Annotated in this window: 24 protein-coding genes and 1 tRNA gene; 16 read left to right on the forward strand and 9 right to left on the reverse strand. The window is 67.4% G+C overall.

All coding sequences use genetic code 11. From position 1 onward, the window contains the following. Nucleotides 1-4: 4 nt before the first annotated feature. Complete coding sequence (gene queE / locus VPH43_RS02110; protein ID WP_328575992.1) at nucleotides 5-640, reverse strand: 7-carboxy-7-deazaguanine synthase; 636 nt, start codon at nucleotides 638-640, stop codon at nucleotides 5-7. 18 nt (nucleotides 641-658) lie between these two features. Next, nucleotides 659-940, reverse strand: coding sequence for a hypothetical protein (locus VPH43_RS02115; protein ID WP_328575993.1), 282 nt, complete (start codon nucleotides 938-940; stop codon nucleotides 659-661). A 100-nt stretch (nucleotides 941-1,040) separates the two neighbouring features. Here VPH43_RS02115 and hemA point away from each other — a divergent pair, with 100 nt between their 5' ends. From hemA to VPH43_RS02145, 6 genes are all read left to right on the forward strand, one after another. After that, entirely contained in the window at nucleotides 1,041-2,342 is a 1,302-nt protein-coding gene (hemA, locus tag VPH43_RS02120) for a glutamyl-tRNA reductase (protein ID WP_328575994.1), read from the forward strand. Between the two features lie 69 nt (nucleotides 2,343-2,411). After that, complete coding sequence (gene prfA, locus VPH43_RS02125; RefSeq protein ID WP_328575995.1) at nucleotides 2,412-3,494, forward strand: peptide chain release factor 1; 1,083 nt, start codon at nucleotides 2,412-2,414, stop codon at nucleotides 3,492-3,494. Beyond that, nucleotides 3,491-4,336, forward strand: a complete 846-nt coding sequence (gene prmC, locus VPH43_RS02130; RefSeq protein WP_328575996.1) for a peptide chain release factor N(5)-glutamine methyltransferase — start codon at nucleotides 3,491-3,493, stop codon at nucleotides 4,334-4,336. Before prfA ends, prmC begins: the two co-directional genes overlap by 4 nt. A gap of 147 nt (nucleotides 4,337-4,483) precedes the next feature. Then, the gene (locus VPH43_RS02135) at nucleotides 4,484-5,098 is read left to right on the forward strand and encodes a hypothetical protein (RefSeq protein WP_328575997.1); all 615 of its coding nucleotides are present in this window, start codon (nucleotides 4,484-4,486) and stop codon (nucleotides 5,096-5,098) included. Between the two features lie 93 nt (nucleotides 5,099-5,191). Further along, a complete protein-coding gene (gene grxD, locus VPH43_RS02140) occupies nucleotides 5,192-5,512 on the forward strand; it encodes a Grx4 family monothiol glutaredoxin (protein WP_328575998.1) in 321 nt (106 codons plus the stop codon). Between the two features lie 79 nt (nucleotides 5,513-5,591). Next, nucleotides 5,592-6,173 (forward strand): UbiX family flavin prenyltransferase, encoded by a 582-nt coding sequence (locus tag VPH43_RS02145; RefSeq protein WP_328576197.1) that lies wholly within the window; start codon nucleotides 5,592-5,594, stop codon nucleotides 6,171-6,173. Between the two features lie 13 nt (nucleotides 6,174-6,186). Here the strand turns inward: VPH43_RS02145 and VPH43_RS02150 are convergent, their stop codons facing one another. Both VPH43_RS02150 and VPH43_RS02155 read right to left on the reverse strand, forming a co-directional pair. Then, entirely contained in the window at nucleotides 6,187-6,798 is a 612-nt protein-coding gene (locus VPH43_RS02150; protein WP_442909184.1) for a transglycosylase SLT domain-containing protein, read from the reverse strand. Continuing rightward, complete coding sequence (locus VPH43_RS02155; RefSeq protein ID WP_328575999.1) at nucleotides 6,795-8,540, reverse strand: proline--tRNA ligase; 1,746 nt, start codon at nucleotides 8,538-8,540, stop codon at nucleotides 6,795-6,797. Before VPH43_RS02155 ends, VPH43_RS02150 begins: the two co-directional genes overlap by 4 nt. A 114-nt stretch (nucleotides 8,541-8,654) precedes the next feature. Here VPH43_RS02155 and VPH43_RS02160 point away from each other — a divergent pair, with 114 nt between their 5' ends. Then, a complete protein-coding gene (locus VPH43_RS02160; RefSeq protein WP_328576000.1) occupies nucleotides 8,655-9,236 on the forward strand; it encodes an RNA pyrophosphohydrolase in 582 nt (193 codons plus the stop codon). A 21-nt stretch (nucleotides 9,237-9,257) separates the two neighbouring features. On the opposite strand, the gene proB is transcribed toward VPH43_RS02160, so the two are convergent. From proB to rplU, 4 genes are all read right to left on the reverse strand, one after another. After that, nucleotides 9,258-10,376, reverse strand: a complete 1,119-nt coding sequence (gene proB, locus VPH43_RS02165; protein ID WP_328576001.1) for a glutamate 5-kinase — start codon at nucleotides 10,374-10,376, stop codon at nucleotides 9,258-9,260. Then, a complete protein-coding gene (cgtA, locus tag VPH43_RS02170; RefSeq protein ID WP_328576002.1) occupies nucleotides 10,369-11,448 on the reverse strand; it encodes an Obg family GTPase CgtA in 1,080 nt (359 codons plus the stop codon). Before cgtA ends, proB begins: the two co-directional genes overlap by 8 nt. Nucleotides 11,449-11,522: 74 nt before the next feature. Continuing rightward, nucleotides 11,523-11,780: a 50S ribosomal protein L27 gene (gene rpmA, locus VPH43_RS02175; protein ID WP_328576003.1), complete on the reverse strand. Its 258-nt coding sequence runs from the start codon at nucleotides 11,778-11,780 to the stop codon at nucleotides 11,523-11,525. A 35-nt stretch (nucleotides 11,781-11,815) separates the two neighbouring features. Next, the gene (rplU, locus tag VPH43_RS02180; RefSeq protein WP_328576004.1) at nucleotides 11,816-12,127 is read right to left on the reverse strand and encodes a 50S ribosomal protein L21; all 312 of its coding nucleotides are present in this window, start codon (nucleotides 12,125-12,127) and stop codon (nucleotides 11,816-11,818) included. 227 nt (nucleotides 12,128-12,354) lie between these two features. On the opposite strand from rplU, the gene ispB reads away from it, so the two are divergent. From ispB to VPH43_RS02225, 9 genes are all read left to right on the forward strand, one after another. Continuing rightward, nucleotides 12,355-13,296: an octaprenyl diphosphate synthase gene (ispB, locus tag VPH43_RS02185; RefSeq protein ID WP_328576199.1), complete on the forward strand. Its 942-nt coding sequence runs from the start codon at nucleotides 12,355-12,357 to the stop codon at nucleotides 13,294-13,296. Between the two features lie 61 nt (nucleotides 13,297-13,357). Next, a tRNA-Pro gene (locus tag VPH43_RS02190) sits at nucleotides 13,358-13,434 on the forward strand. Nucleotides 13,435-13,607: 173 nt separating this feature from the next. Next, nucleotides 13,608-15,326: a type IV-A pilus assembly ATPase PilB gene (pilB, locus tag VPH43_RS02195; RefSeq protein WP_328576005.1), complete on the forward strand. Its 1,719-nt coding sequence runs from the start codon at nucleotides 13,608-13,610 to the stop codon at nucleotides 15,324-15,326. A 53-nt stretch (nucleotides 15,327-15,379) separates the two neighbouring features. Next, nucleotides 15,380-16,600, forward strand: coding sequence for a type II secretion system F family protein (locus VPH43_RS02200; RefSeq protein ID WP_328576006.1), 1,221 nt, complete (start codon nucleotides 15,380-15,382; stop codon nucleotides 16,598-16,600). A gap of 6 nt (nucleotides 16,601-16,606) precedes the next feature. Further along, entirely contained in the window at nucleotides 16,607-17,542 is a 936-nt protein-coding gene (locus tag VPH43_RS02205) for a prepilin peptidase (RefSeq protein ID WP_328576007.1), read from the forward strand. Between the two features lie 4 nt (nucleotides 17,543-17,546). After that, nucleotides 17,547-18,236, forward strand: a complete 690-nt coding sequence (gene coaE, locus VPH43_RS02210) for a dephospho-CoA kinase (RefSeq protein ID WP_328576008.1) — start codon at nucleotides 17,547-17,549, stop codon at nucleotides 18,234-18,236. Between the two features lie 119 nt (nucleotides 18,237-18,355). Continuing rightward, nucleotides 18,356-19,111 carry a cell division protein ZapD gene (gene zapD, locus VPH43_RS02215; protein ID WP_328576009.1) on the forward strand — a complete coding sequence of 252 codons (756 nt, stop codon included), beginning with the start codon at nucleotides 18,356-18,358 and terminating at the stop codon, nucleotides 19,109-19,111. A gap of 4 nt (nucleotides 19,112-19,115) precedes the next feature. Next, a complete protein-coding gene (locus tag VPH43_RS02220; protein WP_328576010.1) occupies nucleotides 19,116-19,334 on the forward strand; it encodes a DNA gyrase inhibitor YacG in 219 nt (72 codons plus the stop codon). Between the two features lie 5 nt (nucleotides 19,335-19,339). Continuing rightward, nucleotides 19,340-20,473, forward strand: a complete 1,134-nt coding sequence (locus VPH43_RS02225) for a 3-deoxy-7-phosphoheptulonate synthase (protein ID WP_328576011.1) — start codon at nucleotides 19,340-19,342, stop codon at nucleotides 20,471-20,473. On the opposite strand, the gene VPH43_RS02230 is transcribed toward VPH43_RS02225, so the two are convergent. Beyond that, complete coding sequence (locus VPH43_RS02230; protein WP_328576012.1) at nucleotides 20,460-21,128, reverse strand: hypothetical protein; 669 nt, start codon at nucleotides 21,126-21,128, stop codon at nucleotides 20,460-20,462. The two genes, VPH43_RS02225 and VPH43_RS02230, sit on opposite strands and share 14 nt — an antisense overlap. Nucleotides 21,129-21,172 lie beyond the last annotated feature (44 nt).

The following is a 21,172-nucleotide window of genomic DNA, read 5'->3' on the forward strand; positions in this document are numbered from 1 at the left end:
GCGCTCAGCGGATGCCGAGCAGCTTGTGGGTCTGCAGGCTCAAGCTCCAGCCGGGGTGGTCCAGGCACCATTGCACCGCCCAGGCGGTGTTGGCCTGCACCTGCGGGCCGTCCATCGGCTGCACCCGGCGGCTGCGGAAGGCCAGCGACTCCAGCTCGGCCAGGTCCAGCCCCGGCTGCGGCACCACCACCTTCAGTTCGTCGCCCTGCCGCTGCACCAGCGGTGCGCCCGCCTTGGGGCTGATGCACAGCCAGTCGATGCCGTCCGGCGCCGCCACGGTGCCGTTGCTTTCCACCGCGATCTCGAAGCGCTGCGCATGCAGCGCGGCAATCAGCGGCGGGTCCAGCTGCAGCAGCGGCTCACCGCCGGTGCACACGACGAAGCGCTGGCCGGTGCCGCCGGCCGGCCAGTGGGCGGCCACGTGGGCAGCCAGTGCCTCGGGCGAATCGAACTTGCCCCCACCGGTGCCGTCCGTGCCCGCGAAATCGGTGTCGCAGAAGCGGCAGACCGCGCTCGCGCGATCGGCCTCCCGCCCGGTCCAGAGGTTGCACCCGGCAAACCGGCAGAACACCGCCGGGCGCCCGGCCTGCTGGCCCTCGCCCTGCAAGGTGTAGAACACTTCCTTGACGCTGTAAGTCACTCGGTCTCTCGTTGAGGGCTAGCGACGCCCGGGGGCCCAGCCGGCGACCAGCAGCGCCAGCGCGCAGGCCAGCACCATGGCGCCGTAGGTGGCCATCTTGCCGTCGCGGCCAAACACCACCAGGCCGGCGAGCAACACCGCCACACCGGCCGCGCTGGCCCAGCCGGCCAGTTTCAGCAGAGGCACGCCCCGCAGCTGCGCGCGCCACAGCAGCTTGCTCAGCAGCGCGGCGACCACGCCGACGCCTAGCGCCGGCATCACGAAGTTCGCCAGATGAACCAGCGCATCCCAGGGGCCCACCGCAGCGCTCCCACGCAAAATTGACGGAAATCAACCACGCGCGCTGCCGCTATCGCCGCGATAAGTGCTTGATCGAACGGCAAATTTTATAATGCGCCGCATGAGTGTCCTTGCCCTGGGCCTGAACCACACCACCGCGCCGCTGGACCTGCGCGGCCGGTTTGCGTTCTCGCTCGAGCAGATTCCGCAGGCGCTCCATGGCTTGCGCGGCAGACTGCAGCGTGCTGGCGCGCCCGAAGCCGCGCTGCTGTCCACCTGCAACCGCACCGAGCTGTACGTGGCCGACCAGCCCGGCGACGGCCGCGCCCTGCTGCAGCCCGCCATCGAATGGCTGGCGGCCCACGGCGGCGTGGCCCCCGGCCAGCTGATGGACCACACCTACGTGCTGGAAGACCGCGGCGCCGCCCGCCATGCCTTCCGCGTGGCCTCCGGGCTGGATTCCATGGTGCTGGGCGAGCCCCAGATCCTCGGCCAGATGAAGCAGGCGGTGCGCGAGGCGGATGCCGCCGGCACCCTGGGCAGCACCTTGCACCAGCTGTTCCAACGCTCCTTCTCGGTGGCCAAGGAGGTGCGCAGCTCCACCGAGATCGGCTCGCATTCCATCAGCATGGCGGCCGCCTCCGTGCGGCTGGCGGCCCAGCTGTTCGAGGACCTGGCCGACATCAACGTGCTGTTCGTGGGCGCCGGCGAGATGATCGAGCTGGTCGCCACCCACTTTGCAGCGCGCACGCCCAAGACGATGGCAGTGGCCAACCGCACGCTGGAGCGCGGCGAGAAGCTCGCCAGCCGCTTCGGCGCCCAGGCCATCCGCCTGGCGGACCTGCCGCAGCGCCTGCAGGAATTCGACGCGGTGGTGTCCTGCACCGCCAGCTCGCTGCCCATCATCGGGCTGGGCGCGGTGGAGCGGGCGCTCAAGGCGCGCAAGCACCGCCCGATGTTCATGGTGGACCTGGCCGTGCCGCGCGACATCGAGCCTGAAGTGGCCCGCCTGTCGGACGTGTACCTCTACACCGTGGACGATCTGTCGCAGCTGGTGCAGTCGGCCGGCGAAAAGCGCCAGGCGGCCGTGCAGCAGGCCGAAGCCATCATCGAGAGTGGCGTGCAGAGCTTCGCCCACTGGCTGGACCAGCGCGCCACGGTGCCGCTGATCCAGGCGCTGCGCGCGCAGGCCGACGACTGGCGCGCGGTGGAGATCGCCCGCGCCCGCAAGCTGCTGGCCAAGGGTGAGGACGTGGACGCCGTGCTCGACGCCCTGTCGCGCGGGCTCACCCAGAAGATGCTGCACGGCGCGCTGGCCGAGCTGCACGCCAGCGACGCCAGCCAGCGCGAGCAGGTGGCACAAACCGTGTCGCGCCTGTTCCTGCGCACCACGCCGCGCGACCCCGGCCGCGACGAGCGTTAGCGCCGCGTCGCCCGCCTTCCGCGCCTGCCTGGCGCGGCGTCGTCGTCGCTGCTGCTGCCCATCCGCCCCATGAAAGATTCGCTCCGCCAACAATTCGAACGCCTCGGCATGCGCCTGGCCGAGCTGGACGCCAGCCTGGCCGACCCGCGGGTGGCCAGCGACATGAAGCGCTACCGCACGCTGTCGCGCGAACAGGCCGAGGTCAACGGCGTGGTGCAGCGTTTTCGCCAGTACCAGCAGCGGGAAAGCGACCTGGCCGCCGCGCGGGAGCTGCTCGACGACCCCGACATGGCCGAGATGGCGCGCGAGGAGATCACCGGCGCGCAAGCCGACCTGGAGCGGCTGCATGCCGAACTGCAGACCGCCCTGCTGCCGCGCGACCCGGACGACGACCGCAACGCCTTCCTCGAAATCCGGGCCGGCACCGGCGGCGACGAATCGGCGCTGTTCGCCGGCGACCTGGCGCGCATGTACCTGCGCTTCGTGGAGCGCCAAGGGTGGCGCGCCGAAGTGATGAGCGAAAGCGAGTCCGACCTGGGCGGCTACAAGGAGCTGGTGCTGCGCATCGAGGGGGATCGCGCCTACGAAAAGCTCAAGTTCGAGTCCGGCGGCCACCGGGTGCAGCGGGTGCCGGCCACGGAGTCGCAAGGCCGTATCCACACCAGCGCCTGCACCGTGGCGGTGATGCCGGAGCCCGACGAAGCCGCCGAGATCACGCTCAACCCGGCCGACCTGCGCATCGACACCTTCCGCGCCAGCGGTGCCGGCGGCCAGCACGTGAACAAGACCGACAGCGCCATCCGCATTACCCACCTGCCCACCGGCCTGGTGGCCGAGTGCCAGGACGACCGCTCGCAGCACCGCAACAAGGCCAAGGCGATGGCGGTGCTGGCCGCCCGCCTGCGCGACAAGGAACGCAGCGAGCGCGCCGCCAAGGAAGCCGCCACCCGCAAGAGCCTGATCGGCAGCGGCGACCGCTCCGACCGCATCCGCACCTACAACTTCCCGCAGGGCCGGCTCACCGATCACCGCATCAACCTCACGCTGTACCGCCTGGGCGCCATCATGGACGGGGACCTGGACGAGGTGATCACGGCACTGCAGGCCGCGCAGGCGGCGGAGCAGCTGGCCGCGCTGGAAAGCGGCACGTGAACCCTCCGCGCACCGTGGCCGAGGCGCTGGCTGCAGCGCGGGCGCTCGGCGTGGAGCGGCTGGACGCGCACCTGCTGCTGTCGCACCTGCTGGCGCGGCCCCGCAGCTGGCTGCTGGCCCACGGCGAAGACCCGTTGCCGGCGGCGAGCGCAGAAGCGTTCGCGGCGCTGCTGCAGCGACGGGCGGCCGGGGAGCCGCTGGCCTACCTGGTCGGCGAGCGCGAATTCCATGGCCTGGCGCTGCGGGTGACGCCGGCGGTGCTGGTGCCGCGCCCCGACACCGAAACCCTGGTGGACTGGGCGCTGGAGCTCCTGCCGCACGGCAGCGTTTCCCCTTCGGAACCGGCTCGCCGGGTCATCGACCTCGGGACCGGCAGCGGCGCCATCGCACTCGCCATCCAGCACCGCCGCCCGCACGCCGAGGTGCAGGCGGTCGATGTCAGCGAGGCCGCGCTGGCCGTGGCACAAGACAACGCCCGCCGCCTGGCGCTGGACGTGACATTCCAGCGCAGCGACTGGTGGTCGGCTTTGAAAGGCCAGCGCTTCCACCTGGCCGTGAGCAACCCGCCCTACATCGCGCAAGACGATCCGCATCTGGCCGCCCTGACGCACGAGCCGCTGTCCGCCCTCACGCCCGGCGGCAACGGCTTGTTGGCGCTGGAGCAGTTGATCCAGCCCGCCGCCGAGTACCTGCTGCCTGGCGGCTGGCTGCTGCTGGAACATGGCCATGACCAGGGCAGCGCGGTGCGTGAGCGGCTGCTGGCAGCCGGTTTCCTGGACGTGAGCACCCGCCGGGACATCGAATCGCGGGAGCGCTGCAGCGGCGGACGCCGGCCCGGCTGAGTCGTGGACGCAACGGCCATGACTTTGGCCGCAGAACTGCCGGAAACAGTCTCCACAAAGCGAACCTGGCGACGTAGCATGGGCTCAAACACAGCTGAAGACGCTGATCACGAACCCTGGCGACACCGCCGGGACAAGGAGGCGACGATGCGCACGCGTTTGTTTCATGCCGTCCTGGTGCTGCTCGGCTGCACCGCCGGTCCGGTGTGGGCCGATGGCGGGCTCACGGTCGATGCCGACAAGGTGCCCTGGCCCCGCCTGCAGACGCGGGTCGGCCTGGTCACCACCAACCCGCTGGCGGCGGATGTGGCTTCGGCCAACCCTTATGCCCTGCAAGGTGGGCAGATCCTGGGCGACTACTACTTCAGCCGCGGGCCCCTGTTCGGCAGCCAGCGCGTGAGCGGCGGCTTCCGCGCCACCAGCGGCTGGCTGCTCAACTCCCATGGTGTGTCCCTCAGCATGCCGGCCGTGCCACGCCCCGGTGGCGCCTTCACCGTCTCACAGCAGAACACCGCCGGCAATGGCCCGGCCGACCTGGCCGGCGAGGGCGGGCACGCCGCGCCCTACCTGGGCGTGGGTTACACCGGCTTGTCGCTCAAGGGCGGCTGGGGCTTCACGGCCGACGTGGGGGTGCTGGCGCTCGGCTCCGGCTCCGGCCTGCGGCCGGGCAAGCTCGGTCTGGGCAATACCAGCCTGGATGAGCAGTGGCGCGACTTCCGCCTCACCCCGGTGCTGCAACTGGGCGTGTCCTACTCGTTCTAAGGCTTCGGCCGCTGCGCGGGCCGGGTGGCATGCGGAATGCCGTATAACTCGCGCATTCCTCGTATTCACCGCCGCAGAGGCGAGACGATCATCATGAGCGACGTGCAGCAACGTATCGACGACCTGGTCAAGACGAACCGGGTGGTGCTTTTCATGAAGGGTACCGCCCAGTTCCCGATGTGCGGCTTTTCCGGACGCGCCATCCAGATCCTGAAGGCCTGCGGTGTCAACGACCTCAAGACGGTGAACGTGCTGGAGGACGAAGAGATCCGCCAGGGCGTGAAGGACTACGCCAACTGGCCGACCATCCCTCAGCTCTACGTCAATGGCGAGTTCGTCGGCGGATCGGACATCCTGATGGAGATGTACCAGGCCGGCGAGCTGCAGCAGATGCTGGGCGGCAACGCCGCATGAGCCTCGCTCCGCTGTTCGAAGAGGCGAACCGCCCCGCGGCGGGAACACGCGCAGCGCACAGGGTGGCCCGTTGACCATCATGCCGCCCACGGCGGTGCAGCGCACCGTCGTGGTGGGCATCACCGGCGCCTCGGGCGCGGTGTACGGCGTGCGCCTGCTGGAGCGCCTGCGCGAACTGGGCGCACAAACCCATCTGGTGGCCACGCCGGCGGGCGTGCTGAACGTGCATCACGAACTGGGCATGGATCGCAGTGCGCTGGATGCTCTGGCTGATGCGGTCTATGCGCCGGGCGACATCGGCGCCTGCATCGCCAGCGGCAGCCATCGCGTGAACGCGATGGTGGTGGCGCCCTGCTCCATGCGCTCGCTGGCGGCGATCGCGCACGGGCTTTCCGACAACCTGCTCACGCGGGCCGCCGACGTCACGTTGAAGGAGCGCCGCCGCCTGGTGCTCATGGTGCGGGAGACCCCGCTGAACCTGGCGCATCTTCGCAACATGACCGCGGTGACGGAGATGGGCGGCATCGTCTTCCCGCCGCTGCCGGCGTTCTACAACAAGCCGGAGTCGATCGACGACCTGATCGACGACACCGTAGAGCGCGTGCTGGACCTCCTGGGCTTCGAGGACGCCCACCCGCTGGAGTGGGAAGGCCTGCGCTAGGGCGCGGGCCGCTTCAAGCTACCCAGCGCTGGCGCAAACCCAATACCGCGGTGGGGTACTCCGCCCGCCCGCGGCTGCCGTTGTAGCGGCCGAGCGCCAGGAAAAGGTCACCCTTTTCGCGTTCCAGGTAGTGGCGCAGGATCACGCAGCCGAAGCGCAGGTTGGTCTGGGTATGGAACAACTTGGACGGATCACCGTCGCCGATCAGCTTGGACCAGAACGGCATCACCTGCATGTAGCCGCGCGCGCCCACGGAGCTGATGGCGTACTTGCGAAAACCGCTTTCCATCTGGATCAGGCCCAGCACCAGCGCAGGCTCCAGGCCGGCGCGCTTGCTTTCGTACCACACCGTTTCCAGGAACTCCAGCCGCGTCTGGGCCTCCTTGGCCAGGCGCTTCATGCGCTCGCTCTGGGTACCCAGCCAACGCAGGTAGCTCAGGCGGTGGTCGAGTTCGTCGAACACCGGCTTGGGCGGGCCGTCGCTGGCGATGGCCGCGGCCAGCGCAGAGCGCACCGAATCGGCCAGCGGCTCTTCCACCTGGCCGCCGGCATGGGCCGGCATGCCGGCGCCGATCAAAGGGACACCGATGGCCGCAGACAGCAAGCGGCGACGGGACAAGCTCATGATGCCAATCGACTTCCAACAAAACTGACGATGTCACCCACGGCGACCGAGGTGGCCTGCGCATCGCGCCGGCCCTGGTATTCCAGCTTGCCTTCCTTCAGGCCGCGGTCGGAGATGACCACGCGGTGCGGCACGCCCACCAGCTCCCAGTCGGCGAACATGGCGCCCGGGCGCTCGCCGCGGTCGTCCAGCATCACGTCGATGCCACTGGCGGCCAGCTCGTCGTGCAGGCGGTCGGCCGCTGCCTTCACGTCCGCATTGCGGTCGTAGCCGATGGGGCACACCACCACGGTGAAAGGCGCGATCGCGGCCGGCCACACGATGCCGCGCTCGTCATGGTTCTGCTCGATCGCCGCACCCAGGATGCGCGTGACGCCAATGCCGAAGCAGCCCATCTGGAGCAGCTGCGGCTTGCCGTTCTCGTCGAGGTAGGTCGCGTTCATGTCCTTGCTGTACTTGCTGCCGAGGAGGAACACATGCCCCACCTCGATGCCGCGCTGGATCGCCAGCACGCCCTTGCCGTCAGGCGACGGATCACCGGCGACCACGTTTCGGATGTCGGCCACTTCATCGGGCTCGGGCAGGTCGCGCCCCCAGTTGACGCCGGTGAAGTGGAAATCCGCGTCGTTGGCGCCGCAGACGAAGTCGCTCATGTTCGCCACCGTGCGGTCGGCGATCACCTTCACCGGCTTGCGGGTGGCTATGGGCCCCAGGTATCCCGGTTTGCAGCCGAAATGGTCCTCGATTTCGGCCCCGGTTGCGAAGCGAAAACCGGCCTTAAAACCGTGCAATTTTCCCGTTTTGACTTCGTTCAACTCATGGTCGCCCCGCACAAGGAGCAGCCAGACGGTGGTTTTGGCGACGTCACCCTTGTCGTTTTTCTCGTCGGTGGCCAAAACCAGCGACTTCACCGTGCGCTCCAGCGGCAGGCCCAGCAGGGCGGCCACGTCCTCGCAAGTGCTCTTGCCCGGGGTGGGCGCCTTGGTGAGTGGCTCCTTCGCGATGGCGCGCGCAGAAATCAAAGGCAGCGCCTCGGCGAGCTCGATATTGGCCGCGAAATCGCTCGTCGGGCAGTAGACGATGGCGTCCTCGCCGGTGTCGGCAATCACCTGGAACTCGTGCGAAGCATCGCCGCCGATGGCGCCGGTGTCCGCCGCCACCGCGCGGTACTGCAAGCCCATGCGGTCGAAGATGGCGCAGTAGGCGTCGTACATGCGCTGGTAGCTCAGGCGGGCGGATTCCAGGTCGCGGTCGAAGGAATACGCGTCCTTCATCGTGAACTCACGCCCGCGCATCACGCCGAAGCGCGGCCGACGCTCGTCGCGGAACTTGGTCTGGATGTGATAGAAGTTGCGCGGCAGCTGGCGATAGCTGCGCAGCTCCTGCCGGGCGATGTCGGTGATCACCTCTTCGCTGGTCGGCTGGATGATGAAGTCGCGCTCATGCCGGTCCTTCACGCGCAGCAGCTCCGGCCCCATCTTCTCGAAGCGGCCGGTTTCCTGCCACAGCTCGGCCGGCTGCACCACCGGCATCAGCAGCTCCACGGCGCCGGCGCGGTTCATCTCCTCGCGGATGATGTTTTCCACCTTGCGGATCACCCGCAAGCCCATCGGCATGTAGGTGTAGATGCCGGCGCCCAGCCGCTTGATCATGCCGGCCCGCATCATGAGCTTGTGGCTCGTGATTTCCGCGTCGGCGGGGGCTTCCTTGAGGGTGGAGATGAAGAACTGGGTTGCTTTCATGGTGCTGGCCCGCACCGGTCAGCCCACCCGGAGGTCGGGGCAGGGAAAGCGAGCTTGAAGCCCCCCGTCACACCGGTGCAATAATGATTTCAGTTCAAAAATTGGGGTCCGATTATGCTCGACCGTGAAGGCTTCCGGCCGAACGTCGGCATCATCCTGCTCAACTCCCGGAACCAGGTGTTCTGGGGCAAGCGGCTGCGCACCCATTCGTGGCAGTTCCCGCAGGGCGGCATCAAGCACGGCGAAACGCCGGAGCAGGCCATGTACCGCGAGCTTCACGAGGAAGTGGGGCTGCTGCCGGAGCATGTGCGCATTCTGGCGCGCACGCGCGACTGGCTGCGCTACGAGGTTCCGGAGCATTTCATCCGGCGCGACGCCCGCGGCCACTACAAGGGCCAAAAACAGATCTGGTTCCTGTTGAAGCTGATGGGCCGCGACAGCGACATGAACCTGCGCGCCACCGACCATCCCGAGTTCGACGCCTGGCGCTGGAACGACTACTGGGTTCCGCTGGACGTGGTGATCGAGTTCAAGCGCGGGGTGTACCAGATGGCGCTCACCGAGCTCGCGCGCTTCCTGCCGCGGGTGAACCACCACAACCGCTACCTGCGCTCCGGCATGCGGCCGCACCGGCACGACGACGAAGAGGCCGACACACAGGACGGCGACCCGGCGCAGCACACTCGCGCGGGTTGAGCAGTGGCTCCCTCGTGATCGCTATGCGAGCACGAGGTTGTCGCGATGGATCATCTCCGGCTCCGCCGCGTAACCCAGCAAGCGGTTGATCTCGCTGGACGCATGCCGGGCAATCAGCCGAGCCTCCGCGCTGGAGTAGTTGGCCAGGCCACGCGCCACTTCCATGCCCGCGGCGCTGCGCACCGCGATGACGTCGCCACGGTGGAAGTCGCCTTGCACCTCCACCATGCCGATGGGCAGCAGGCTCTTGCCCTCGCCGCGCAGCTTCTGCACTGCGCCGTCGTCAATCAGCACGCTGCCGCGCAGCTGAAGGTGGTCGGCCATCCATTGCTTGCGCGCCGCGAGCTTCTGCGTGGCCGCGGTCAGGGCAGTGCCGATGGACTCGCCGGCCGCCAGCCGAACCAGCACGTCCGGCTCGCGCCCCCAGGCGATCACGGTGCTGGCGCCGCTGCCCGCGGCGCGCTTGGCGGCCAGCACCTTGGTGATCATGCCGCCGCGGCCAATGCTCGAGCCGGCGCCGCCGGCCATCTGCTCCAGCTCCGGCGTGCCGGCCACCGCCTCATGGATGAAACGGGCGCCAGGGTCCTTGCGCGGGTCGGCCGAATACAGGCCCTTCTGGTCGGTCAGGATCACCAGCGCATCGGCTTCCACCAGGTTGGCGACCAGGGCGCCCAGGGTGTCGTTGTCACCGAACTTGATCTCGTCGTTGACCACGGTGTCGTTCTCGTTGATGACCGGAATCACCTTCAGCGACAGCAGCGTCAGCAGGGTGGAGCGTGCGTTGAGGTACCGCTCCCGGTCGGCCAGGTCGGCATGCGTGAGCAGCACCTGCGCGCTGTGCAGGCCTTGTTCGCTCAGCTTGCTCTCGTACATCCGCGCCAGCCCCATCTGGCCCACCGCAGCGGCCGCCTGCAGCTCGTGCAGCTCCTTGGGCCGCGACGACCAGCCCAGGCGTTTCATGCCTTCGGCGATGGCACCGCTGGAGACCATCACCACCTCACGCCCCTGCGCCGCCAATGCGGCCAACTGGCGGCACCAGTTGCCGATGGCCTCGGCGTCCACCCCCCGGCCTTCATTGGTGACCAGGCTGGAGCCGACCTTGACGACAATGCGCCGGGCCGGCTTGAGCACCTCAGCCATTCGCCGCTCCGTCGGTGGCCCCCGGGGTATCGAAGCGCGGGTCCACGTCCGGCTCTTCATGCTGGAAGGTGGCCACATGCTCCCAGATCGCACGGATCAGCGGCTCCAGGCCGTCACGGGTGAGCGCGGAGATCTGGAACACCGGCCCCTTCCACTTGAAGCGCTTGATGAAGTCCTTCACCCGCTTCTCGCGCTCCTCGGCGGGCACCATGTCCAGCTTGTTGAGCACCACCCAGCGCGGCTTTTCGTGCAGGCTCTCGTCGTACTTCTTCAGCTCGGCAACGATCGCCTTGGCCTGCTGCACCGGATCGACGCTGTCGTCGAAGGGCGCCATGTCGATCACGTGCAGAAGCAGCCGCGTGCGTTGCAGGTGGCGCAGGAACAAGTGCCCCAGGCCGGCGCCCTCGGCCGCGCCCTCGATCAGGCCGGGCAGGTCGGCGACCACGAAGCTGCGCTCGGGACCCACGCGCACCACGCCCAGCTGCGGATGCAAAGTGGTGAACGGATAGTCGGCAATCTTCGGCCGGGCGTTCGATACCGCGGTGATCAGCGTGGACTTGCCCGCGTTCGGCATGCCTAGCAGCCCCACGTCGGCCAGCACGCGCAGCTCCAGCTTCAGCTTCTTGTGCTCGCCGGGCCAGCCGGGTGTCTTCTGCCGCGGCGCGCGGTTGGTGCTGCTCTTGAAGTGCATGTTGCCGAAGCCGCCATCGCCGCCCTTGGCGATCAGCACTTTTTCGCCCGGCACCAGCAGTTCGGCGATCACCTGGTTGGTGTCCAGGTCGGTGATGATGGTGCCCACCGGCATGCGCAGCACGATGTCGTCGGCCGCTGCGCCGAACTGGTCGGAGCCGCGCCCGTGCTCGCCGTTGCGGGCCTCGTGGCGGCGCGCATAGCGATAGTCGATCAGGGTGTTGAGGTTGCGGTCGGCCACGGCGTACACGCTGCCGCCGCGCCCGCCGTCGCCGCCATTGGGCCCGCCGAAGGGGATGAACTTTTCGCGGCGGAAGCTCACGCAACCAGCTCCGCCGTCACCGGCGGCCACGTCGATGGTGGCTTCGTCTACGAATTTCATGATGGGGCGATCTTAGAACGTTACAAAGCAAAACCCCGGCGCGCGGCCGGGGTTCGCTGGGGAGCGACGAACGTTCAGACCGGCGTGACGAACACGGTCTGGCGGTTCAGCGAGCCCTTGGTGGCAAAGGACACCGTGCCGTCGACAAGTGCGAACAGCGAGTGGTCCTTGCCCATGCCGACATTGGTGCCGGCGTGGAACTTGGTGCCGCGCTGGCGCACGATGATCGAGCCGGCCGAGATGGTCTGGCCGCCGAACACCTTGACGCCCAGCATCTTGGGTTGAGAGTCGCGGCCGTTCCGGGTGGAACCGCCGCCTTTTTTCTGTGCCATGGTGGATTAACTCCTGAAATGCGAGCCGTGCCGCTTTAGACGTTGACCGCGCTGATCTGCAGCTCGGTGAAGTTTTGGCGGTGGCCCTGGCGCTTCTGATAGTGCTTGCGACGGCGCATCTTGAAGATGCGCACCTTGTCGTGCCTGCCATGCGCCACCACCGTGGCCTTGACGATCGCGCCGGCAACCAAGGGAGCCCCGATCTTGAAGTCCGAGCCGTCTACGACAGCCAGCACCTGGTCGATCTCGATCTCTTGGCCCACGTCCGCAGCAATCTGTTCTACCTTGATCTTTTCGCCGGCTGCAACCTTGTATTGCTTGCCACCGGTTTTTATGACCGCGTACATATGTGACCTTTCATGTGAACTTGCTCCGCGCGCTGACCCGAACTGCAGGCCAAAAGACGCAGAGCCCGACATTCTAGCACGTGCGGGCAACCATGCGAAATCGCGCCTGGACGCGCCGGCACGGGGGCCCGGCGTTTCTATAATCGACGACCCTCACGGAACCCTCGTCCAGCGTGTCTTCCGCAGTCCCCAAGACCCATGCCGGCCCCGCGCCGGCTCCCGATTTCATGGCGGCTGAGATGCGCGAGGTGGACCGGGTGATCCAGGATCGGCTTCGCTCGGACGTCGCCCTGGTCAACCAGATCTCCCACTACATCATCAGCGCGGGAGGCAAGCGCATCCGCCCGCGCCTGGTGCTGCTGTTCGCCAATGCACTGAGCTTTGAAGGCCCGGAACGCCACACGCTGGCGGCGGTGGTGGAGTTCATCCACACCGCGACGCTGCTGCACGACGATGTGGTGGACGAGTCGTCGCTGCGGCGCGGCCGGCAGACGGCCAATGCGCTGTTTGGCAATGCGGCCAGCGTGCTGGTGGGCGATTTCCTGTATTCCCGCGCCTTCCAGATGATGGTGTCGGTGGACCGCATGCGCATCCTCGAGGTGCTGGCCGACGCCACGAACGTCATTGCCGAAGGGGAGGTGCTGCAGTTGATGAACATGCACGACCCGGACATTTCGGTCGAGGACTACCTGCGTGTCATCCGCTACAAGACCGCCAAGCTGTTCGAAGCCAGCGCGCGCCTGGGTGCCGTGCTGGCACACGCGCAACCGGCTCTCGAGGAGGCCTGCGCGGCCTACGGCCGCTCGCTGGGCACGGCCTTCCAGCTGGTGGACGACCTGCTGGACTACGAAGGTGACACGCATGCGCTTGGTAAGAACGTGGGTGACGACCTGCGCGAAGGCAAGCCCACCCTGCCGCTGCTGGTAGCGATGGAACGTGGCAGCGAAGAGGAACGCGCTGTGATTCGCCATGCCATAGAGCACGGCGAGGAAGCACGCCTGGCCGAGATCGTGGCCATCGTGCGCCGCACCGGCGCGCTGGAGGTCACGCGCGAGGCTGCGCGCGCCGAAGCCGACAAGGCACGCGCGTGCCTGCATCAGCTGCCCGCGTCGACACACCGCGAAGCTCTGCTACACTTATGTGTTCAGTCAGTTGATCGGTCGTCTTGAGCGCCGATTGACACGGCAGAAGTGAATAGAAGGAAATGGCAGGCGCAATGCCTTGCCACATCGGGGTGTAGCTTAGCCTGGTAGAGCGCTACGTTCGGGACGTAGAGGCCGGAGGTTCGAATCCTCTCACCCCGACCAGTTTTCCTTCGCCCGCCACCATATCTTTTGCACCGGCTGCCAACAAGTCCGCAGCTTCGGCCAACCCCGGGTAACCGCCTGTGTCCGCGGCGAGCAAGACCCGTGCCGCTCGGGTTACATTGGCGCGCTGATCGGCGGACCCGCCGGTTTTTCATATGGCGAACTGACTTCCCGTGGACACGCTCACCGAAGCACCTTCATCTTCCCTCTCGGGCGTGGCCCGGGTGCTGGTGCATGCCGGGAAGCTGAACTCCAAGACAGCTGAGGATCTGGTCAAGAGCGCCAAGGAGCGGCGCGCCAGCTTCGTCTCGGCCGTCATCGGTGCGGGTGCCGTCACGCCCTTCGACCTGGCGCACACGCTGTCCAGCGCACTGGCGGTCCCGCTGCTCGACCTGAGCGCGGTGGACCTCGAGCGCCTGCCGCGCGACATCATCGACACCAAGCTGGCACAGCAGTACCAGGTCCTGGTGCTGGGCAAGCGCGGCAACCGGCTGTTCATCGGCGGCGCCGACCCCACCGACCAGGAGGCCGTGGAGCGGATCAAGTTCGCCACCCAGCTGTCGCCTGAGTGGGTGATCGTCGAATACGACAAGCTCTCCAAGCGGCTGGAATCACAAGCCAGCTCCGCCACCGAATCGCTGGAATCGCTCACCTCCGGCGATTTCGAGTTCGACGTCACCGAAGAGGACACGAGCGCCCAGGACAACAGCGACGCGACTGCGGAGGTCGAAGATGCGCCGGTTGTGCGCTTCCTGCAAAAGATGCTGATCGACGCGATCAACGCACGCGCCTCCGACCTGCACTTCGAGCCTTACGAATACCACTACCGGGTGCGCTTCCGGGTGGACGGCGAGCTGCGCGAGATCACCCAGCCGCCGATCGCCATCAAGGACAAGCTGGCGTCGCGCATCAAGGTGATCAGCCGGCTGGACATCTCCGAAAAACGCGTGCCGCAGGACGGCCGCATGAAGCTGAAGTTCGGCCAGAAGGCGATCGACTTCCGCGTCAGCACCCTGCCCACGCTGTTCGGCGAAAAGATCGTGATCCGTATCCTCGACCCCTCGAGCGCCAAGCTGGGCATCGATGCGCTGGGCTACGAGAAGATCGAAAAAGAACGGCTGATGCATGCCATCCAGCGGCCGTACGGCATGGTGCTGGTCACCGGCCCCACTGGCTCGGGCAAGACGGTGTCGCTCTACACCTGCCTGAACATCCTGAACCAGCCGGGCGTGAACATCTCCACTGTGGAAGACCCCGCGGAAATCAACCTGCCGGGCATCAACCAGGTCAACGTGAACGACAAAGCGGGCCTGACCTTCGCGGCCGCGCTGAAGTCGTTCCTGCGCCAGGACCCGGACATCATCATGGTCGGCGAGATCCGCGACCTGGAAACGGCTGACATCGCGATCAAGGCCGCGCAGACCGGCCACATGGTGATGTCCACGCTGCACACCAACGACGCGCCCACCACGCTGACCCGGTTGTTGAACATGGGCGTGGCGCCCTTCAACATCGCCTCCAGCGTGCTGCTGATCACCGCCCAGCGCCTGGCGCGGCGCCTGTGCGAGAACTGCAAGACGCCGGCCGAATACCCGCGGGAATCGCTCAAGCGCGCCGGCTTCAAGGACGAAGACCTGGATAGTGGCCTGAAGCTCTATCGTGCGGTCGGCTGCGGCTCCTGCAGCAACGGCTATCGCGGCCGCGTCGGCATCTACCAGGTGATGCCCGTCACCGAAGCGATACAGCGCATCATCCTCTCCGAAGGCACCGCCATGGACATCGCGCAGCAGGCCCAGGCGGAAGGCGTGCGTGACCTGCGTCAGTTCGGGCTGGTCAAGGTGAAGCTGGGCGTCACCACACTGGAAGAAGTGATCACCTGCACCAACGAGTGACCAGGGCGATCGGCACAACAACGCGTTAGGGAAGGCTCCTTCCGGAGGCTCATATGGCTACAGCAGCACTATCTCGCGACGGCAAAGAGTTCGTCTTCGAATGGGAAGGCAAGGACAAGAACGGCAAGGTGGTACGTGGCGAGCTGCGCACCGGCGGCGAAGCCGCGGTCAGCGCGACCCTGCGCCGCCAGGGCATCCGGGTCACGAAGGTCAAGAAGCGCAAGCTCTCGGGCGGCAAGTCCATCAAGCAGAAGGACATCGCGATCTTTACCCGGCAGCTGTCCACCATGATGAAAGCCGGCGTGCCGCTGCTGCAAGCCTTCGACATCGTGGCGCGCGGCAGCACCAACCCCAAGATGACGCGGCTGTTGAACGACATCCGCTCCGACGTGGAGACCGGTACCAGCCTGTCGGCGGCCTTCCGCAAGCACCCGCTGTACTTCGACGCGCTCTACTGCAACCTGATCGAAGCCGGCGAGGCCGGGGGCATCCTGGAACAGCTGCTGGACCGCCTGGCGATGTACCAGGAAAAGACCATGGCGCTGAAGAACAAGATCAAGTCGGCGCTGACTTATCCGATCGCGGTGATGATTGTCGCCTTCATCGTGCTGACGGTGATCATGATCTTCGTGATCCCGGCCTTCGAGGACGTGTTCAAGAACTTCGGTGCCGAATTGCCAGCGCCCACCTTGATGGTGATTGCGATGTCGAAGTTCTTCGTCGCCTATTGGTGGCTGATCTTCGGCATCCTGGGCGGCGGTGGCTACTTCTTCTTCCAGAGCTGGAAACGTTCCGAGAAGATGCAGAAGACCATGGACCGCCTGCTGCTCAAGATTCCCGTGTTTGGCGACCTGATCAACAAGTCCGTGATCGCCCGCTGGACGCGCACCTTGTCCACCATGTTCGCGGCCGGCGTGCCGCTGGTGGAAGCGCTTGACTCGGTGGGTGGTGCCTCGGGCAATGCGGTGTATTCCGATGCCACCGAGCAGATCCAGCGGGATGTGTCGACTGGCTCGGCGCTCACGACGTCCATGCAAAGCACAGGCGTGTTCCCCACCATGGTGCTTCAGATGGCCGCGATCGGGGAGGAATCCGGCTCGTTGGACCACATGCTGGCCAAGGCGGCAGAGTTCTACGAGGACGAGGTCGATGAAATGGTCAAGGGCCTGTCCAGCCTGATGGAGCCCTTCATCATCGTGATCCTGGGTGTGCTGATCGGTGGCATCGTCGTGTCGATGTACCTGCCAATCTTCAAGCTCGGTGCGGTGGTCTGATCGAAGATGTCCGGTTCTGTACCCTCCGATGTCTGGCTGTCCATCCCCGTTCTCGCCCTGCTGGGCTTGTGCGTCGGCAGTTTCCTGAACGTCGTCATCCACCGTCTGCCGCTGATGCTGGAGCGGCAGTGGTGGCAGGATGTGGCGCATCAGCTGGCTGATCTTGAATCCTGGCGGCGTGTGTTCGGCAGCAAGGCAAAACCCGCCGCTGAGTTGCAGCGCAGCAGTGAGGCGCTGTCCGGCGCTATCACGGCCCTGCCACGCCTGGGGCTCGCCAAGCCCGCTTCGCGCTGCCCGGCGTGCGGCCACCAGATCAAGTGGCACGAAAACATTCCGCTGCTGAGCTGGCTGCGGCTCAAGGGCCGCTGTTCCGCCTGCGGGGCACGCATCTCTGCCCGCTATCCGCTGGTGGAGCTGCTGACCGCCGCCTTGTTCGCCGGGGTGGCGTGGCGCTTCGGCCCGCAGCCGGCAACGCTGCTCTGGTGCGGGGTGGTTGCCGTGCTGGTGGCACTGGCCGGCATCGACTGGGACACCACCGTGTTGCCCGACCTGCTTACCCTGCCGTTGCTGTGGGCCGGCCTGATCGCCAGCGCACTCGGCTGGGTCGCGCTGCCGTTGCCGGCTGCACTGTGGGGCGCCGTGGCGGGTTACCTCTCCCTCTGGTCGGTGTACTGGCTGTTCAAGCTCACCACCGGCAAGGAGGGCATGGGCTTCGGCGACTTCAAGCTCATGGGCGCGCTCGGCGCCTGGCTGGGCTGGCAGATGATCGTGCCCATCCTGCTGGGGGCGTCCATCATCGGCGCGGTGGTCGGCATCGCGATGAAGATGAACCAGTCCCTGCGTGAGGGCCGTTACGTGCCCTTCGGTCCGTTCCTGGCCGGCGCCGGCATTGCCGTGCTGCTGCTCGGCGAACCGCGCGTGCTGGGCTGGCTCGGCTGGTGAGGCGATGAGCCGCAGCGCACCGCACGGCGGGGCGGCCTCCGTGTTCCGCCCGCCGCGCATCGGCCTGACCGGCGGCATCGGAAGTGGCAAGAGCACCGTGGCGGCGGTGCTGGTCCAGCTGGGCGCGGTGCTGGTGGACACCGACGCCATCGCACGTGAACTCACCTTGCCGGGTGGTGGGGCCCTGCCGGCGCTGGCCCAAGCCTTCGGTGAGGCCGTCATCGGTGCCGATGGCGCCCTCGACCGTGAGCAGATGCGCACCTTGGTGTTCGCCGATGCCGCCCATCGCCGCCGCCTCGAAAGCATCCTGCACCCCCTGATCGGCGAAGAATGCAGCCGGCGCGCCGAAGCGGCGGCGCAGCACCCCATCGTCTTCGACGTGCCGCTGCTCACCGAGTCCGGCCACTGGCGCCAGCGCGTGGACCGGATCCTGGTGGTCGACTGCGCCGAAACCACCCAGGTGCAGCGCGTGATGCAGCGCTCCGGCTGGACCGAAGATGCGGTGCGGCGGGTCATTGCACAGCAGGCGCCGCGCGCCACGCGCCGCGCCATCGCCGACGCCATCATCCACAACGAAGCGCTCAGCCTGGCGCAACTGCAGGCTGAGGTGGCCGCCGTGTGGGCGCACTGGCTGCCGCCCCTCATGGAAACGCCGGGCCCCTCCGAAGTTTCCTCGCCCCCTCGCGGGCCCTGACGCGCAGCGGCAGGTCTGGGGCACTCGGTAGACGGCTGCTTGCATCCCTGCTGAAGCGCTGTGGAACAATCCACGGCTTCCGCGGCGTTCGTCGCGGATGTTTCACGAGAGAAGCCGCCGTGGTCCGCTACGAATACCCGTTCAACGAGAGCATCCGCACGATGCTGCGGCTGGAGCACCTGTTCGACCGGCTCGGCCAGCTGATCGCCCGCGACGCTGCGGTCGACCACCACTTCGCGCTCGCAACCATCTTCGAAATCATCGACGTCGCCTCGCGCGCCGACCTGAAGTCGGACCTGATGAAGGAGCTGGAGCGCCACAAGAACCAGCTCAATGCCTACCGCGGCAACCCCGCCATTTCCGAGGCGGCGCTCGACGAGATCGTGGGCCGCATCGACCACGCGTTCAACGGCGTCAACGCGCTGCAGGGCAAGGCGGGCCACACGCTCACCACCAACGAGTGGCTGATGAGCATCCGCAGCCGCATCAGCATTCCGGGCGGCACCTGCGAGTTCGACCTGCCCTCCTACTACGCCTGGCAGCAGCTGCCCGCCACGCGCCGCCGGGCGGACCTGCTGCAATGGATCAGCACGCTCACGCCGCTGGCAGAGGGCCTCACCGTGCTGCTGGGCCTGCTGCGTGACGCAGGCGTGCCGCACCGGGCCGTGGCCCCTGGCGGCCAGTACCAGCAGAGCCTTCCGCAGGGCAAGCAGTACCACCTGCTGCGGGTGAAGCTGAATCCCGAGGACGGGCTGGTGCCGGAGATCAGCGGCCACCGGTTGATGGTGTCCATCCGCTTCATGAAGAGCGACGCCGAAGGGCGGCTCAAGCCGGTCACCGAGGACTGCAGCTTCGAGTTGACGCTCTGCGCCTGACACCATGGCCACTGACCCCACCCGCCCGGTGAAGCAGGTGCCCTGCCCCCATTGCGGCACGCTCACGCCCTTCAGCCCGCAGAACCGCTGGCGGCCCTTCTGCAGCGAGCGCTGCCGCAGCCTGGACCTGGGCGCCTGGGCCAGCGAAAGCTACCGCGTGCCCACCCGGCCGTCGGAGGACGACGAAACTCCCGACACGCCGCCCGAAGACCAACGGCATTGATTCTGATGACCCCCGCCATCGACGACCCCCTGCACGACCGCGAAGTCGGCTCTGCCGACTCCACCCGCGACACCACGCGCATCGACGACGTGCGCATCCGGGCGGTGCGGCCCCTCATCTCACCCGCGCTGCTGCAGGACGAACTGCCGGTACCGGAAACCGCGCAGGCCCTGGTGGAGCGCTGCCGCGCGGCCATCGCCGATGTGCTGCACGGCCGCGACGACCGCCTGATCGCCGTGGTGGGCCCCTGCTCCATCCATGACCACGAGCAGGCGATCGCCTACGCCCGGCTGCTGCGGCAAGCGGCCACCGCGCTGAAGGACGACTTGCTCATCGTGATGCGGGTGTATTTCGAGAAGCCACGCACCACCGTCGGCTGGAAGGGCTACATCAACGACCCGCGCCTGGACGGCAGCTTCCGCATCAACGAAGGCCTGCGCCGCGCGCGCCAGCTGCTGCTGGAGATCACCGAGCTCGGCCTGCCCACGGGCACCGAGTTCCTGGACCTGCTGAGCCCTCAGTACATCGCCGACCTGATCGCCTGGGGCGCGATCGGCGCGCGCACCACCGAGAGCCAGAGCCATCGCCAGCTGGCCTCGGGCCTGAGCTGCCCCATCGGTTTCAAGAACGGCACCGACGGCGGCGTGCAGATCGCGGCCGACGCGCTGGTGGCCTCTCGTGCGAGCCATGCCTTCATGGGCATGACCAAGATGGGCCAGGCCGCCATCTTCGAAACCCGCGGGAACGACGACGGCCATGTGATCCTGCGCGGCGGCAGCAAGGCGCCCAACTACGATGCCGCCGCCATCGAAGCGGCTTGCGCCGTGCTGCGCAAGGCCGGCCTGCGCGAGCAGGTGATGGTGGACTGCTCGCACGCCAACTCCAGCAAGCAGCACCGCAAGCAGATCGAGGTGGCCGCCGACCTGGCACAGCAGATCAGCCACGGCGAGCACCGCATCGTCGGCGTGATGATCGAAAGCCATCTGGACGAGGGCCGCCAGGACTTGAAACCCGGCGTGGCGCTGCAGCGTGGTGTCTCCATCACCGACGCCTGCATTGGCTGGGCGCAGACCGAGCCGGTGCTGGTGCAGTTGGCGCAGGCGGTGCGCGCGCGGCGCGCCGGCGCTACGGCCCGCTGACCGGGATCACGCGGTCGGGCGCATCACCGCGCTCCATCGCATCGCGGTCCGGGTAGATGCGCCAGCTGCCGTCGCGCACCTCCAGCCAAGGATCGCTCCACGCTTGGTTCGCTGACGGTTGCAGCACATGGTGCCGGCCCTGTGCGGCATCCACCACCAGCAGGCCCATCACCGCGCCCAGGTCTGCGCCGATGGGGAATGCCTGCGCCGGATGGTCCATCGGCCCCTGCACAGCCACGGCGAAAAAGCGCGCGTCGGCCCAGCGGCCGGCCTTGGCGCAATAGGGCGACGGCGTCTCGGCACCGAGGGCCACTTCCGCACCATCGACCCACAAACATGTCCCCGGCCAGTCCGGCTCGCTCCACAGGATGGCGCGGTGCGCTGCGTCCGGGCTGTCGGTCACCAGCACGCTGAACTGGCTGCCGACGCGATAGGCGTAGTGCGGTTGCCCACTGTCGGAGGCCAACCCAGCGGCGGCAAGATCGCGCCAGTGTGCCGCCTGCAACAGCGCCAGCACGGCGCCCCGATAACCGTCACGGCCCAGCACCGCCACGTACTTCAGCGGGTCCTCCAGCCATTCCACCAGCTGCAGCCCGCGCGGCGAGCCGCGCAGCCAGTCGAGGTGCTGCCACACCGGCGGCGGCCAGCGCAGCATGGCCCGCTCCAGCGGTGTGCGTGTGTCGGAGGAAGGCGAAGGCG

The sequence above is a fragment of the Ideonella sp. BN130291 genome (genome assembly GCF_036231905.1).
Taxonomy (GTDB): domain Bacteria; phylum Pseudomonadota; class Gammaproteobacteria; order Burkholderiales; family Burkholderiaceae_C; genus CAMLIZ01.